The organism is Ruegeria atlantica, from assembly GCF_947495585.1.
In the GTDB taxonomy this organism is placed as follows: Bacteria; Pseudomonadota; Alphaproteobacteria; order Rhodobacterales; family Rhodobacteraceae; genus Ruegeria; species Ruegeria atlantica_G.
The window spans coordinates 1-15,927 of record NZ_CANLZK010000002.1 but is presented as its reverse complement, the minus strand read 5'-3'; the positions used below and the strand labels follow the sequence as shown (position 1 = coordinate 15,927).

The window sequence follows — 15,927 nt, the reverse complement described above, 5'->3', positions numbered from 1 at the left end:
AGCAGACCGCTTAGGTCTGCTCTTTGTCCTTTTCGGACAGATCCGTGGATTTCAGGGTCAATGGTGGGTCTTTGACCTCTTCTGAAATTGGTGCAGGGGCCTGCACTTCTTCTGGTCCGGGTACCGGCTGAGCCACGGGTGCATCATCGCTGTCCTCAACCGGCTCGCGCTCCGAAGAAAACTCAACTGCAACCTCTCGCCGAAACACCAGAACATTGCGCCAGTTCACGGTGGAACTGGTCAGGCCTGCGCGCTCCTCGCTGGGCAGAAGTTCCGCACGCTGGTAATCCCAGCCATCCTGCCCCATCTGATTCAGGATCTGTTCGATCGACACTGCAAACCGCCCTTCGGCAGTTTTGACGCCCTTGGCCTTGGTGCCTTTTTGCGGGGCGGGGACAACTTTGTATTCGTAGCGCTGCATCAGATTTTCCTGGTTGCCGATCCCCAGCAATCTAACATGTTGTCGGGTTTCGAACAGTCATCATCGCCCGTTGGGCAAATTCTGTTTTGTCTGTTGCGCCCCGCGCGCGGGACCGGAAAGGTCCGGGCCAGACGCACGGACCCTGCCGTAGCAGTTTCTTGAACCGAAAGGCTTACGAGCTCAGCTTTTTGCTGACCAACTCATTGACGGCTTTGGGGTTCGCCTTGCCGCCGGTTGCTTTCATGACCTGACCAACAAACCAGCCTGCCAGTTTCGGGTTCACCTTGGCCTTTTCGACCTGTGCCGGATTGGCCGCGATGATTTCGTCCAGCGCAATTTCGATGGCACCGGTGTCGGTGACCTGTTTCATACCGCGTTCTTCAACGATCTGCGCCGGGTCGCCGCCTTCGGTGTAGACAATCTCGAACAGATCCTTGGCGATCTTGCCAGAAATGGCGTCTGAGGCGATCAGGTCGATGATCCCACCCAACTGCGCAGGCGAAACCGGCGAGGCGGTGATGTCGTGGTCTTCTTTCTTCAGGCGGCCAAACAGTTCGTTGATGACCCAGTTTGCGGCCAGTTTACCACTGCGGCCTTTGGCGACCTCTTCGAAATAGGCAGCCGACTCCACTTCGGCCGTCAGAACCGACGCATCGTAATCCGTCAGACCGAAGGTGCCAATAAAACGCGCCTTTTTGGCATCCGGTAGTTCCGGAAGCCTGGCTGCGATGTCATCAACCCACGCCTGTTCAATTTCCAGGGGCAGCAGGTCAGGGTCGGGGAAATAGCGGTAATCATGCGCTTCTTCCTTTGACCGCATCGAGCGTGTCTCACCCTTGTCCGGATCATACAGGCGGGTTTCCTGATCGACAGTACCGCCACCTTCGACGATGGCAATCTGACGCCGGGCCTCGACCTCGATCGCTTGCTGGATAAAGCGCATCGAGTTCATGTTCTTGATCTCGCAACGCGTACCCAGATGCGAGAAGTCCTGCGTTTCCTGATACTTTTCATAGGCACCGGGCAAGCAGATCGAAACATTGACGTCCGCCCGCAAGTTGCCGTTTTGCATGTTGCCATCGCAGGTACCCAGATAACGAAGAATCTGGCGCATCTTGGCGATGTAGGCTGCTGCTTCTTCGGGGCCGCGAATATCGGGGCGGCTGACGATCTCCATCAGGCAAACACCGGTCCGGTTCAGGTCGACAAAGGACATATGCGGGTCCATGTCATGGATCGATTTGCCTGCGTCCTGTTCCATGTGGATGCGTTCAATTCGCACCATGCGCGCGGTGCCGTCGCCCATTTCCACCAGCACTTCACCTTCGCCCACGATGGGCTGGTACAGCTGAGAAATCTGGTAACCCTGCGGCAGGTCCGGATAAAAATAATTCTTGCGGTCAAAGGCCGATACCAGGTTGATATCCGCCTTCAGGCCCAGACCGGTTCGTACCGCCTGTTCAACGCAGTATTCGTTGATCACCGGCAGCATTCCCGGCATCGCCGCGTCCACGAATGCCACGTTCGAATTTGGCTCGGCCCCGAATTGAGTCGATGCTCCCGAGAACAGCTTGGCATTGGACGAGACCTGCGCATGCACCTCCATCCCGATGACCAGTTCCCAATCGTGCTTGGCCCCGGCAATGGTTTTGGGTTTGGGCATTTCGTATGTCAGGTCGAGCATGGCGCGCCTCATTTCCGCAGAAGTCTAAGCCTGCGTATTAGGCCCGGCACGGCCTAGGGGCAAGGGGGAATCAGTGCCCGGACAGGCGCAAACCCGTCGGAGTAAACGTCACATCCAATCCGCTGCGCAGCTCATCGCGGAACAGATCGCCAATTGCACGCAGGGCATCGCGCTGCCCGCGGGCCGCGAACCGTTCGGGTGAATTGATCCGAACACTGTTGTTGAACCCATTTGCTGCATGGGCCCAAATCAACGGGTGCAGTTCTGTCAGGTGATCGCGGATCAGCCAGTTTGCAGCCTGGTGTATCTGGCTGCGCACCAGATCAGCCTTGTCGCACTGGCCAGCACCGTTCTGGATCGTGATGGCGCAGTAGGCAGACAACATGTTGACGGTTTGCTGGTCAGGACGCCGACGGAGAATATCGTGCATGCCTTCCAGGAAGAAATCGACATCTAGACGCGCGCAGGCCTCTTCGTCCAGGGCAATTGCGTCGAACTGAACCCAAGTATAGCCTCCGGCCCCCCAGATGTCCCGGGTCTGAGCCGCCATACGCAGCGCCTGGACCTCGAGCTCGCCATAGCTTCCGAACCAGCGCGGCAGCAGGTGGGTCCCCATCGCGCGCATGTGCCGATGATTCAACGGGTCGAGCTTAATCAACCGCTCGTATTCATCCGCCACCCGTGTGTTGGCTCTACGCTGACCTGCCAAAATTGCGCAGCCAGCCGAGGCGACAATGGGGCTGTCCGCTGCGGCCTCGCGACAATTGGGAAGGATTGCAGCTGCCCGATCGAAATGGGCGGCGCAGCGGGATTGGTGCAGCGAGGGCAGGGTTGCTTCGTTCGTCGTACCGCGCCATGCCCATGCCATATCAATGTGGGCCAAAGCGACAACCAAGGCGATCATCGGGTCACCCGAATGCGCGCGCATCTCGTCTTCCAATTCGGAAATGCCGCTCAGGACGTCAAACTCTGATAGCGCTTTGGCATCGGACAGCGCATGTTCTGCCGCCAGAACCACATCGGCCCGCGCCCCAAACGCCAGCAATTCCGCGACAGGCATGCCGTCGGGTGCAGTTTCCCGTGCGTCGTCTGCTTTGTGCATCAGGTCGGACAATTCTGCCCAGCGATCCTGCCTGGCGAGGAAACGGCCTTTTTCTATCGAGCTGCGCCCAATCTCATCCTGGGCCTGAACATCAGCCAATGGGATGTTCAGTTGCCCTTGGTCCGGTAACACGGGCGAAACAGCCGGGTCAGCGAAATACGCGCCGGATGCAGCGGGATGAGCAATAGAAGATCGGGAACGGGACGAACGGTCCCTAAAAAACCAGAACATGGCGGCACTCGAAACAAACAAACCAGAAACTTGAGGGTAAGAGCTTTGCCGTAATCGGTGTCAAATTCAAGGTCTTTGAAGGGGACCGGTTAGCATTTGCCTCTAATCTTTCAAAAATGAACCTATTGTTTCAAAATGTGACGAAGTGATGACGTTCAATTCGAAAACCAGCCTGTTGCAGGACCTGTTCGAAGTCCCTGTGGTGCGGAGACGACTCATCAGGCAGCCGAATCCGCTTGCCGGATCTCAAAATCAGAGAAACGCGCACCGAGAAATCCCAACGCGTGTCAAAGCGAACATAATCAATGTCCGAACGATCAATTTCGGCCTCACGGGTGCCGGTAAACCAGCGCAGTTTGTTTTGATCAAGAACCAGCCCTGCGCTGGTGTTCTGCGCAATATCCCAAATGGCCGGTAACGTAGGCAACGCCAACAGCGCCATCAGCCACCATGCCGCGTCGAACAGGATCACAAGTGCCAGCAAGGCCGCATAAACGCAGATCAGGACACCGACAGTGCGCGGTGCCCGGTTCTGACGTGTAAACTTGAATTCTGTCATGCGTTTAGAATGCGCGAAACCATTTCGGTCGTGTCGCGCGACAGGTCGGGCGTTTCTGCGGTGCGGGTAAGCTGTGCGCGGATCAGGTCCTGACGGTCCGCGTCATAGCGTTTCCAGGTCTGGAAGGCCGAACACATCCGCGCCGTGGTCTGCGGGTTGACAGGGTCCAGTTTGATCAGCCAGTCGGCCAGCAACGCATAACCCGCACCATCTGCGCGGTGGAAACCGGCGTGGTTCATCGCCAGCGCACCCATCACCGCCCGGAAACGATTGGGGTTTTTCCAGTTGAAATCGGCGTGCTCGGTCAGGGTGCGGGCGATGTCTGCCGTGGCCGCCGGCGAGGCCATCCCGACCTGAAGGGCAAACCATTTGTCCATCACCAAGCGGTCGTGCTGCCATTGTTCGTAGAATGCAGAAAGCTCGGCCTCGCCTTTGCTTGCGCGCAGCAGGCAGGACAGCGCGCTTAGCTGCTGCGTCATGTTGCCAGCCGCCGCGTATTGCTCGGCCGCCATTGCCGCACCATCAAGCCGGGATGTTAGGGCCAGTGCGGCATTGCCCAGCGAACGTTTGCCGGCTTGGTCTGCGTCGGGACTGTATGGCGCCTCAATCAAGGTTTCGCTGTGCAAACGCGGTAGAAGATCCTGAACGTGCTGGGCTGTTGCCTGCCGCAGTGTTTCTACCGCTGTCCAGATCGCCATCGGGTCAGGTGTTTCACCCCGGTCGAACAACGCAGCGGCCAGTTCGGATTGGGAAGGCAGACCCAGCATCAGGGCGCGATACGCCGGGTCCAATTCGCCGTCGCGCAGAACGGCCAGCACCCCGTCCAAGTAATCCGCACCCGGCGTTGCGTCTTCGAGGATCATGCGCAACAGCGTGTCCTGCGCCAATGACCGTCCCGCCTGCCACCGATTGAAAGGATCAGTGTCGTGGGCCAGAAGGAAGGCGCGTTCGGCATCGGTGTGATCGTGCTCAAGGATCACAGGGGCCGAGAAATCTCGCAGGATCGAGGCCACAGGTTTTGCCGCCAGCCCAGTGAATTGGAAGCTTTGTTCCGCCTCAGTCAGTTCCAGAACTTCGGTCGCGCGTACTTCGACACCATTTTGTCCAAGCAAACCCACCGCGACAGGGATCACTTGCGGCAGCTTTTCGGACTGCCCAGGTGTTTCTTCGGTGTGCTGCGCCAATGTCAGCGTATATGTGCCGTCATTCCAATCTTCGCTCACTGTCACGCGCGGTGTGCCAGATTGGCTGTACCAGCGCTTGAACTGGCTCAGATCGCGGTCGGTGGTGTCCTCAAACACCTTGATCCAGTCTTCAATGGTGCAGGCCTGTCCGTCATGGCGGAGGAAATACAGATCCAAGGCCTTTGAGTAGGCCTCATCACCAACCAGACGTTTCAGCATGCCGATGATCTCGGCACCTTTTTCGTAGACGGTCGCGGTGTAGAAGTTGTTGATTTCCTGAAAACTCTCAGGCCGAACCGGGTGGGACAGCGGCCCGTTATCTTCGGGGAATTGCCGCGCGCGCAGGTCGATGGCGTCCTCAATCCGCTTTACCGGGGCCGAGCGCATGTCCGAAGTGAACTGTGCGTCGCGGAAAACTGTCAGCCCTTCTTTCAGGCACAGCTGGAACCAGTCGCGGCAGGTGATCCGGTTGCCGGTCCAATTGTGGAAATACTCATGCGCGATGATCGCCTCGATCCGTTCGAAATTGGCATCGGTCGAGGTTTCAGGGCTGGCCAGAACAGCGGATGAGTTGAAGATGTTCAGCCCCTTGTTCTCCATCGCGCCCATGTTGAAATCGTCCACGGCCACGATATTGAACACGTCCAGATCGTATTCCCGACCATAGACATCCTCGTCCCACTTCATGGACTTCTTCAACGCTTCCATCCCGAAGGCGCACTTGCCCTCGTCACCGGGACGGACCCAGAGGTTCAGTTCAACCTCGCGGCCCGACACTGTGGTGAATTGGCTGGGATGGGTAATCAGATCGCCCGCGACCAGCGCGAACAGGTAGGCCGGCTTGGGCCACGGGTCGGTCCATTCTGCCCAACCTTCGCCTTTGCCCGAGGGGTTGCCGTTGGACAGCAAAACAGGAAGATCACCATTGATGCGCACAGTGAAGGTGGACATCACATCAGGGCGGTCAGGGTAGAAGGTGATCTTACGGAACCCTTCTGCCTCGCACTGGGTGCAGTACATGCCGTTCGACATATATAGCCCTTCGAGGGCCGTGTTGTTTCCCGGATCGATCTCAACCTCGGCTTCCCAGATAAACGGCGCGTCGGGGGCAGCAACGGTCAGGCCCTTGTCGGTAATCTCGGGGGTGATTTCCGCACCGTCGATGGATACGCGGATCAGCTTGAGGTCTTCGCCATGCAGGAAGAACGTCTTGTCGCTGGCCTTCGGGTTGGGACGAAATGCGATGCGTGATGTGACGCGGGTTGCGTGGGCGGCCAGATCGAACGTCAGGTGCACGCTGTCCACCAGATAACCAAAGGGTGTGTAGTCTTTCAGATAGATCGTCGTGGGGGCAGCGTCGCGCATCAGGGGCCTCGCATGATTTTGTGTTTGCGCGAACGTATGGGCTGTGGCGGTTGGCTGCAAGCGGTGCGATCCGCGCGTCGGAATGTCCCGAAAATTGATTTTGGTAAGTCTTTTTGACCGCGACGCTGCGGCGCACGTTGCCTATCGGAAACTTTCGTCCTAAATGCTGACGGCATACAGTCGTGCACATTCCCGGGAGAAACAAAATGAGCAGCAGACAGGCGCGCAGTGGATTGCAGGTGGATCCGGTTCTGGCCGAGTTCATCGAAGGCCAAGCCCTGCCGGGAACCGGTGTCACAGCAGATGCCTTCTGGGATGGTCTGGCGCGCATAGCCGCCGAGCTTGGCCCCAAGAACCGCGCCTTTCTGGCCAAGCGGCAGGACATCCAGGGCAAGGTCGATGCATGGCATCTTGAGCGTCAAGGGCAGGTCCACGACGCAGAGGCCTATCAGGCTTTCCTGCGCGAGATCGGTTATCTGGTCGAGGAAGGTGCAGATTTCCAGATTGAAACCGCCAATGTCGACCCCGAGATCGCCTCGATCCCCGGACCGCAGTTAGTCGTACCGATCACCACCGCGCGTTTTGCACTGAACGCAGCCAATGCACGTTGGGGCAGCCTTTACGATGCGCTTTACGGAACGGACGCGATGGGTGATCTGCCCGTGGCTGGCGGCTACGACGCAGCGAGGGGCGCGCGGGTGATTGCATGGGCCAAAGGGTTCTTGGATGACGCAGTGCCGCTGGCTTTCGGGTCATGGGCTGATGTCTCAGATCTGAGCGTACAGGACGGCGCGCTGATGCCAACTCTGGCCAATCCTAAACAATTTGTAGGTTACGACGGAGATCCAGGCAAACCGGATGCGGTACTGCTCTGCAACAACGGGCTGCACATTCAGATCAGGATCGACGGACACAGCGCTATCGGGGCCACTGATCCGGCGCATATTGCTGATATGCGTCTGGAATCGGCCTTGTCGACCATCATGGATTGCGAGGATTCGGTCGCTTGCGTCGATGCCGCTGACAAGGTGGTGGCATATGGCAACTGGCTTGGGTTGATGAAGGGTGACCTGGCCGAAGAGGTGAACAAGGGCAACACGACTTTCACCCGCAAACTTGCCAAGGACCTAAGCTTTACAACGGCATCCGGTGAGTCAGGCAGCTTGAAGGGTCGTTCGCTGATGCTGATCCGCAACGTCGGGCATTTGATGACAAACCCTGCTGTGTTGGATGAACAGGGCAATGAGATCGGCGAAGGTTTGATGGATGCACTCTGCACCACGCTAATCGCCATGCACGATCTCAAGCGAGACGGCGGAAATTCGGTCCAAGGCTCGGTCTATGTGGTCAAGCCCAAGATGCACGGACCGGCAGAAGTCGCGTTCTCGGTCGAGATTTTTGACATGGTCGAAGACATCCTTGGCCTGCCGCGCAATACCGTGAAGCTGGGCATCATGGATGAAGAACGCCGCACGTCGGTCAACCTCAAGGAATGCATCCGCGCTGCGAAATCGCGGGTGGCCTTCATCAACACCGGTTTTCTTGATCGGACCGGGGATGAGATTCACACCTCGATCGAAGCTGGGCCAATGCTGCCTAAGGGCGACATCAAGAACACGCCGTGGATTGCGTCTTATGAGGATCGCAACGTAGATATTGGTTTGGCCTGCGGCCTGAAGGGCAAGGCGCAGATTGGTAAGGGCATGTGGGCTATGCCCGACCGGATGGGTGATATGCTGGAGCAGAAGATCGGCCACCCGAAATCCGGCGCGACGTGCGCCTGGGTGCCGTCGCCGACAGCTGCGACATTGCACGCGACGCATTATCACAAGGTTGACGTGCTGGCCCGCCAGGATGAACTGGCTGCCGGTGGCGCGCGGGGGACGCTGGGGGATTTGCTGACCATTCCGTTGCTGGGCGGTCGAAACCTCAGCGAGAACGAGATCACCCGCGAGATCGAGAACAACGCGCAGGGCATTCTTGGATACGTGGTGCGCTGGGTCGATCAGGGTGTTGGCTGTTCGAAGGTGCCGGATATCAACGATGTCGGTCTGATGGAGGATCGCGCGACCTGCCGGATTTCATCTCAGGCGCTGGCCAACTGGTTGCACCATGATGTTGTCTCGGAAGGGCAGGTCATGGCTGCGATGCAAAAAATGGCCGCAGTGGTGGATCGCCAGAACGAAAATGACGCAGACTATCGCCCGTTGGCACCCGGATTCGACGGAATTGCTTTCCAAGCGGCCTGTGATCTAGTCTTCAAGGGGCGTGTGCAACCCTCGGGCTATACCGAGCCGGTCCTGCATGCTCGCCGTCTGGAACTGAAAGCCAGCCTTTAAACCATCAGGAACGATAGGACACGACATGGGAGTTTCCCTCCGCAAAGCCCGCACCATCATCCGAAAGACCCTTGAGAAGGGGCACGAAATGGAGCTGAAACCCCTTTCCGTCGTCGTTCTTGATGCAGGCGGTCACGTGATTGCTTTCGAACGCGAAGACGACGCGGCCCCGGGTCGGTTCGCGATTGCGCATGGCAAGGCATATGGCTCGGTGATGCTTGGCCTGGCCGGCACAGCGCAGATGCAGCGGGCCGAGGCGCAGGCCTATTTCATGGCAGCTGTGAATGGCGTCTATGGCGGGCAGGTCGTTCCGGTCCCGGGTGGTGTGTTGCTGCGCGACAAAAAGGGCGCAGTGATCGGTGCGGTCGGCGTGACCGGCGATACGTCTGACAATGATGCCGCAGCGGCATTGGCCGGGATCGAAACTGCCGGCCTGATTGGCGAGATCTGAACCTGATGACTGGTGGAGAGCCTTTTGGGCTCTCCGACCCAATTCGATGTTCGTGCACAGCCACAAAAACGGGCAATGGCCAAATTACCAGACAAAGCGCGTTCATATTCCATCATGTGCACAGTTGAACAAGAGCTTGCGCTGACACGCAGGGCCTGTGCTATTGCGCGCTGTTCTTGCGGTCGATAGTTTTTGGAAAGCAAACAGAAAACGCAGGAACGCAGCATGTCTCGACCCGTCGTCGGTATCATCGGCAACTCGTACTTGATGAATGATCAATATCCGACCCATGCCGGTGGCACGATGAACTCAGACGCGGTTGCCAATGTTTCTGACTGTCTGCCGCTGCTGATCCCAGCCGATCCGCGCTATGTCTCGGTCGATGAGCTGCTTGAGGTCTGCGACGGATTTCTGCTGACCGGCGGGCGCCCGAATGTCCACCCCGAGGAATACGGCGAGTCCGCGACTGAGGCCCATGGCGAATTTGACCGGGCGCGCGATGCTATTACCCTGCCGCTGGTGCGATCCTGTGTGGAGCGTGGGCAGCCCTTCTTTGGCATCTGTCGAGGGTTCCAAGAGGTCAACGTGGCGATGGGCGGGACACTGTACCCGGAAATTCGCGATCTGCCGGGTCGGATGAACCACCGCATGCCGCCCGATGGGACTCTGGAAGAGAAATTTGCCCTGCGACATGTCGTTGCGCTGAACGAAGGCGGTGTATTCCACCGCTTGATGGGCGCGACCGAAGTGATGACGAACACGTTGCACGGACAGGGGATCAAATCGGTTGGGCGTCGGGTTGTGATTGATGGTCAAGCCCCCGATGGAACGCCCGAGGCGATATACATTCAGGACGCGCCCGGATTCACGTTGTCAGTGCAATGGCACCCGGAATGGGATGCTGAAAATGATCCCGTGTCCCGCCCTTTATTCAAGGCGTTCGGTGCTGCTGTACATGCATGGGCAACCGGCTCGGATAGGGCGCTGGTCCAACAATCCGCGTAAGTCCTGCGCCGATCCGAGAGAGAGGGTTCGGACCGGCGCAGCGCGATCAAACCAGTAGATTGAACTGATTGATCAAAGGCAGGGTGCGGGCGCGCTCACCCGTCAGGTCAAAAAGGGCATTGCCAAGGGCCGGCATGGACGGGGGTGTCCCCGGTTCGCCAACGCCACCCATGTGGTGGTTGGTTTCCAGAATTTTCACCTGTGTCACCGGAGCATTGTGCATCCGCAGAGCGTCGTAGTCGGGGAAGTTGTACTGTTCGACCTCACCGTCCGAGAATGTGATCTCACCCATCACGGCCGCAGACAGGCCATAGATCATGCCGCCGAACATCTGCGCCTCGACTGTGCCGGGGTCCAGGGCCAGACCGACGTCACAGGCGATCCATGCCTTGGCGATACGGATAGTGCCGTCCTCATCGACGACCTCGATCACCTGAGCGACCGGCGTGCCAAAGCTATAGGTCATCGCCACACCGCGCCCGACACCGTCAGGGGTTTCTCCGGTCCAGCCGGACATCTCTTTCACGGCTTGTAGGCAGCCTGCCGATGGCGCGTGCTCGGCCTTGGCCAATTCCAATCGGAACTCCAGCGGGTCACGACCTGCGGCATGCGCCATCTCGTCCATGAAGGTCTCATGGAAGAAGCCATTGTGGCTGTTCCCGACTGAACGCCAGAAGCCGACGGGAATATCCAGATCGGCGATGTGCCCGCTCATGCGATAGTTGGGCACCGCGTAGGGTTGGTTAAAAAACCCTTCGACCAGCACTTTGTCAGGGCCGCCAGCCGGCAAGCCGGTATAGCGCTGAACCGCTTGTTGCGTGCAGGATTGCGCTGCAATCTTGCCGTCAATCAGAACGGCTTGGCCGTCTTTGACTGCGCCCCGCATCCGAGCCATCGCGCCGGGGCGATAGTAGTCGTGGCGCAGGTCTTCTTCGCGGCTCCAGGTGGTTTGGACGGGAACGCCGGGCATGGCCATCGCGACCTTTGTGGCGATCTCGCCAAAGTCCAGCTCACCCCGGCGGCCAAATCCTCCACCCAGATAGGTAGTGTGGATTTGGACGGCCTCTTTGTCCAGGTTGGCGGTATTGGCCGCGCGTATTTGGACAAGCGTCGGGGCCTGATTGCCGCACCACAGTTCCAGCGCCGAGCCTGTGAACAGCGCTGTGGCGTTCATCGGCTCCATCGTGGAATGCGCCAGATAGGGCACCGTATATTCGGCCGTGATTTCGGTGGCGCCGTCGGGCAGAGTGTCAACATCCCCGTCATCGCGCATGGTCGAATTGGGGGACGCGTCGAAGGATTTCGCGATTTCGGTGAAAATGGCGTCGGTTTCCGGCGGGTAGGGGGCGTCGCCCCAATCCACTTCAATCGCCTCGACGGCCTGAATGGCCAGCCACGTGTTGCTGGCAATCACAGCCACGCCATTGCCCAGATCAACCACCTTTTCCACGCCCGGCATCTGCTCGGCTGCGCTGGCATCAAAACCCTTCATCTCGCCGCCCAGCTTGGGATTGATCCGGACCGAGGCAAATTTCAGACCCTCGGGGCGCACATCGATCCCGAACTCAGCCGTTCCGGTGGATTTGCCGACCACATCGACACGCGGCAAGCTCCGCCCCAGCAAGCGCCAGTTGGACGGGTCGCGCAGTTCGACTTCCGGCGGTTCAATCTGGCCGGCAGCCTCGGCAAGCTCAGTATAAGGAATGCGCGTCCCGTCCGGCGCGATTACAGCACCGTTTTCGGTCTTCAGTTGCGCACGATCCACGCCCAGACGGTCAGCGGCGGCCTGTTTCAGCGTTTCGCGCGCGGTCGCACCCGCTTCGCGCATACGCTCGAAGCCATCTTTCATCGAGGTCGAACCACCGGTCACCTGCAAGCTTAGCGTCCTGCCAAGAACGCCCAGTGTCTCCCCCAAATTGTGCTGGAAGTCCGAGATGTCATAACCCTTGTTCGGCAATCCCTCACCAACCAGGGCCGAGTTGTAATAGGCCGCTGCTGCGGGGCCGTGCAGAACGCGGATCTGGTCCAGTTCCACATCCAGTTCTTCGGCGATCAAGGCTGCCCAAGTGGTCCTGACGCCTTGCCCCATCTCGGCGCGAGGGGCGAACAGGGTGACGCCTTGTTGATCAATCAGAACAAAGGGGCTGAGCGCGGTTTCGCCCTTAGCCGGTCTCAGCGGATTGGCGGCCGGGCGGCTGACGTAATACGCCCCGAATGCCACGCCGCCGACAATCGCGGCCGAACCGATCAGGAACGTACGACGGAGGATTTTTCCAACAGATGCCATCGTTTATGCCTCTTTCAGCTTGGATGCCGCGTCGTGAATTGCAGCGCGGATGCGGGGGTAGGTGCCACAGCGGCACAAGTTGCCCTGCATGGCATCGTCGATATCGGTATCCGAAGGCGCAGGGTTCTCGGCCAGAAACGCCGCGGCTTGCATGATCTGGCCCGACTGGCAGTAGCCGCATTGCGCCACCTGATGATCGACCCAGGCCTGCTGAATCGAGGCCATCGCGTCCGGGGAGCCAATGCCTTCAATCGTGGTCACATCGCCCCATACATCCGACAGCGCCACTTGGCACGAACGCACGGCCTCGCCGTCAATGTGCACGGTGCATGCCCCGCAAGCGGCCACGCCGCAGCCGAATTTGGTGCCAGTCAAGCCGACCTCATCCCGTAGAACCCAAAGCAGGGGGACGTCATCGGGCAGGTCAACCTGATGTTGCTTTCCGTTGATCTTAAGGGCGGTCGCCATGGCGCACCTCTCGTAGCTGTGGCTGGTTTCTGACATAATTAATGAAAAGTGTCAGTGTGTCAATTGACAAAATGAACAGAAACTGTCACCAGTTCAAGGATGGCAGATGTAACTGAAGATTCACGGCAACAGGCGATCCTGGACTCGGCGTTTCGGGCTTTTGCGACTTATGGATTCCGCAAGACCTCGATGGATGACATAGCGCAGGGCGCAGGGATGTCCCGTCCGGCAGTGTATCTGCATTTCAAAAATAAAGAGGCGATCGTCACTAAGCTGACCGAACTCTACTATGCAGCGAAAAGCGTTGCAGTGGCTGCGGCGCTGACCAAACCGGGCTCAGTTTCGGACATTTTCAAGGGCGCGGTTCACGCTCAAACCGAAGGGATGGCCACCATCCTAGCGTCCCCACATGGGCTTGAAATGTTGGATACGACCAAATCCATGTCGTCAGAAATCATATCGCAAGGCGAGGCCAAGCTTGCGCGCCTATATGCCGAGTGGCTGAAGCGCGAAGATCAGGCCGGGCGAGTCAGGTTGCAGATGGAGGCAGACGAGACGGCCAAAACGATAACGGCAACTCTGAAGGGGCTGAAGGCAAGCGCTATTGGCGCGGAAGAATATGAAACCCGTGTTGCCCAGTTTGCCGTTCTGGTAGGAGCGGGGCTAGAAGTCAGGTAACGCGCTGGCGCACCTTGAATTCTGGTGCGTCCCACAGGCGGTTTTGCATGATGTCCGCCAAGATTTCGACTGCATTTTCAACATCCTGCTCATCAATGTACAGCGGCGTGAAGCCAAACCGCATGATGTCAGGCGCGCGGAAGTCTCCGATCACACCGTGGGCAATCAGGGCCTGCATGGCGGCATAGCCGTCGGCAAATCGGAAAGACACCTGACTGCCGCGCTGGGCTGGATCACGCGGGCTTGCCAGTTGCAAATCGGGGCAGGCGGATTCGACACGTTTGATGAACAACTCGGTCAATTCAATGGATTTGGTCCGTACGTCCTGCATGTCAGCCATATCCCATATGTCCATCGCCGCGGATAGGGCGACCATCTGAAGGATCGGAGGCGTACCGACACGCATTCTTTCGATCCCGTTGCCGGCGCGATAGTCCAGATCAAAGGCAAAAGGCGACTCGTGGCCCAACCACCCGGACAATGCGGGGCGCACCTGTTCCGTCAGGCGCGGGGCAATATAGATGAATGCGGGCGCACCCGGCCCGCCGTTCAGGTATTTGTAGGTGCAACCAACCGCGAAATCTGCATTGCATGCCGCCAAATTGACGGGAATCGCGCCAGCTGAATGGGCTAGGTCCCAGACTGTCACTGTACCGTTTGCATGGGCAAGTTCTGTCAAAGCTTTCATGTCGTGGATCCGGCCCGAGCGGTAATCCACCTCGGTCAGCATCAAAACGGCTACATCCTCGGTCACATTGTCAGCTACGTCTTCCGGTGCGACGACGCGCAGTTCATATTCCGGCCCGAGTGAGCGAAGCAGGCCATCCACCATGTAGAGGTCGGAAGGAAAGTTACCGTTGTCCGAAAGCACGACCTTGCGGTCCGGGCACAATTCCAGCGCTGAAGCAACGGCCTGGTAAACCTTGATCGACAGGGTGTCACCGGTGACGATACTTCCGGGTTCTGCGCCAATTAGCCGTCCGATGCGATCACCCAAACCGGTCGGCATCGCCATCCAGCCTGCCTTGTTCCAGCCGGTGATCAGCATTTGCCCCCATTCCTGAACCATCATGTCACTGACTCGATCTCCAGCGGCGCGGGGCAGCGGTCCAAGCGAGTTTCCGTCCAGATAAACGACGCCTTGGGGAAGGTTGAACATGGCTTTTGTGGCGGCAAAGTCGGTCATCGTTTTCTCATCATTGTGTGGGCAATTGTTGATGCAAAATGGCTATCTGATCCAAAAGCGGCTGTCCATCATCGAAGACCCTCTCTGCAGCCATGTCCGGACCCGCGTCGATTGCGCGGCTGCGACCAACTGTGATTTTGCTATTTCCGGCAAAAAGCGGTAGGTCATCGGGCAAAAGCGACACTTTGTTCCGCCCGGATAAGAAAGACTGCCAGACATGCGAAAAATCGACGTCCCTCCGGTGTGGTTGCTGGGCTTTGCGGTGCTGGCATGGCTGCAGGCGCGGCATTTCCCAATGGGTTTGTCGCTCGACAATGGGTTTGTCGATTTGCTCAGCGGTGTTCTGATCGGGGGCGGAGTTATCCTGATCGTCCTGGCTGCGGCCGAGTTTCGCCGTCATCGCACCACGATCATTCCGCATAAAACGCCTACATCGCTGGTGCAATCGGGGATCTTCAAGCGTAGCCGAAACCCCATATACGTTGGCGATGTGCTGATCTTAGCCGGCCTGATCCTGCGGTTTGATGCCATATCGTCATTGGTTCTGATTCCAATATTTGTATGGCTTCTGGAACGTCGTTTCATCGTGCCAGAAGAGGACAGAATGCGCAGAACTTTTCGCGCCGACTTTGCCCGATATGAACGCCAAACCCGCCGATGGATATGAGGTGATGTGGTAATGACACAACGTAATAATGCTGCGCTTGCGAAATAATGTTGCGCAGGATACACCTTTGCTTAACAAACAATACCGACCACCCGCTCGGTCAGAGTGAAAATTAGGGGGACTGCCAGTGAAGATAGGCACACCGAGAGAGATTTATGACGGTGAGAACCGTGTTGGGATGACGCCGGAGTCGGCGTTGCAGCTTCAGAAGTTGGGCTATGAGTGTCTGATTGAGAAGGGTGCTGGTGCTGCGGCTGGATTTTCGGATGCGTCGTATGAGGCCGCGGGGGTTGAGGTCGT

Annotated in this window: 13 protein-coding genes and 1 pseudogene; 6 read left to right on the top strand and 8 right to left on the bottom strand. The window is 58.3% G+C overall.

What is annotated here, in order from left to right; all coding sequences use genetic code 11:
• Positions 1–10 precede the first annotated feature (10 nt).
• From QMP16_RS05815 to pepN, 5 genes are all read right to left on the bottom strand, one after another.
• A complete protein-coding gene (locus QMP16_RS05815) occupies positions 11–421 on the bottom strand; it encodes a DUF4177 domain-containing protein (protein ID WP_282151596.1) in 411 nt (136 codons plus the stop codon).
• Between the two features lie 172 nt (positions 422–593).
• On the bottom strand, positions 594–2,105 hold the full coding sequence (gene gatB / locus QMP16_RS05810; RefSeq protein ID WP_282151595.1) for an Asp-tRNA(Asn)/Glu-tRNA(Gln) amidotransferase subunit GatB: 1,512 nt from the start codon (positions 2,103–2,105) through the stop codon (positions 594–596).
• 70 nt (positions 2,106–2,175) lie between these two features.
• Complete coding sequence (locus QMP16_RS05805) at positions 2,176–3,438, bottom strand: hypothetical protein (RefSeq protein ID WP_282151594.1); 1,263 nt, start codon at positions 3,436–3,438, stop codon at positions 2,176–2,178.
• Positions 3,439–3,568: 130 nt separating this feature from the next.
• Positions 3,569–3,997 (bottom strand): hypothetical protein, encoded by a 429-nt coding sequence (locus QMP16_RS05800; protein WP_058274358.1) that lies wholly within the window; start codon positions 3,995–3,997, stop codon positions 3,569–3,571.
• Positions 3,994–6,546, bottom strand: a complete 2,553-nt coding sequence (gene pepN / locus QMP16_RS05795; protein ID WP_282151593.1) for an aminopeptidase N — start codon at positions 6,544–6,546, stop codon at positions 3,994–3,996. Before pepN ends, QMP16_RS05800 begins: the two co-directional genes overlap by 4 nt.
• A gap of 206 nt (positions 6,547–6,752) precedes the next feature.
• Between pepN and QMP16_RS05790 the strand changes: the two genes are divergently transcribed.
• The 3 genes from QMP16_RS05790 (at position 6,753) to QMP16_RS05780 (ending at position 10,341) form a co-directional block, all read left to right on the top strand.
• Positions 6,753–8,885, top strand: a complete 2,133-nt coding sequence (locus QMP16_RS05790; protein ID WP_282151592.1) for a malate synthase G — start codon at positions 6,753–6,755, stop codon at positions 8,883–8,885.
• Positions 8,886–8,910: 25 nt separating this feature from the next.
• A complete protein-coding gene (locus tag QMP16_RS05785; protein WP_282151591.1) occupies positions 8,911–9,336 on the top strand; it encodes a GlcG/HbpS family heme-binding protein in 426 nt (141 codons plus the stop codon).
• 225 nt (positions 9,337–9,561) lie between these two features.
• Positions 9,562–10,341 carry a gamma-glutamyl-gamma-aminobutyrate hydrolase family protein gene (locus QMP16_RS05780; protein WP_058274470.1) on the top strand — a complete coding sequence of 260 codons (780 nt, stop codon included), beginning with the start codon at positions 9,562–9,564 and terminating at the stop codon, positions 10,339–10,341.
• A 46-nt stretch (positions 10,342–10,387) separates the two neighbouring features.
• On the opposite strand, the gene QMP16_RS05775 is transcribed toward QMP16_RS05780, so the two are convergent.
• Both QMP16_RS05775 and QMP16_RS05770 read right to left on the bottom strand, forming a co-directional pair.
• Positions 10,388–12,628, bottom strand: coding sequence for a xanthine dehydrogenase family protein molybdopterin-binding subunit (locus QMP16_RS05775; RefSeq protein ID WP_282151590.1), 2,241 nt, complete (start codon positions 12,626–12,628; stop codon positions 10,388–10,390).
• 3 nt (positions 12,629–12,631) lie between these two features.
• A complete protein-coding gene (locus tag QMP16_RS05770; protein ID WP_282151589.1) occupies positions 12,632–13,096 on the bottom strand; it encodes a (2Fe-2S)-binding protein in 465 nt (154 codons plus the stop codon).
• A 99-nt stretch (positions 13,097–13,195) separates the two neighbouring features.
• Here QMP16_RS05770 and QMP16_RS05765 point away from each other — a divergent pair, with 99 nt between their 5' ends.
• Entirely contained in the window at positions 13,196–13,774 is a 579-nt protein-coding gene (locus tag QMP16_RS05765; protein WP_282151588.1) for a TetR/AcrR family transcriptional regulator, read from the top strand.
• Here QMP16_RS05765 and kynU read toward each other — a convergent pair.
• Positions 13,767–14,960 (bottom strand): kynureninase, encoded by a 1,194-nt coding sequence (kynU, locus tag QMP16_RS05760; protein ID WP_282151587.1) that lies wholly within the window; start codon positions 14,958–14,960, stop codon positions 13,767–13,769. The genes QMP16_RS05765 and kynU overlap by 8 nt on opposite strands.
• A 217-nt stretch (positions 14,961–15,177) precedes the next feature.
• Here kynU and QMP16_RS05755 point away from each other — a divergent pair, with 217 nt between their 5' ends.
• Both QMP16_RS05755 and QMP16_RS05750 read left to right on the top strand, forming a co-directional pair.
• A complete protein-coding gene (locus QMP16_RS05755; RefSeq protein WP_282151586.1) occupies positions 15,178–15,627 on the top strand; it encodes a methyltransferase family protein in 450 nt (149 codons plus the stop codon).
• 127 nt (positions 15,628–15,754) lie between these two features.
• Positions 15,755–15,927: pseudogene (locus QMP16_RS05750) on the top strand (Re/Si-specific NAD(P)(+) transhydrogenase subunit alpha); the annotation flags it as partial.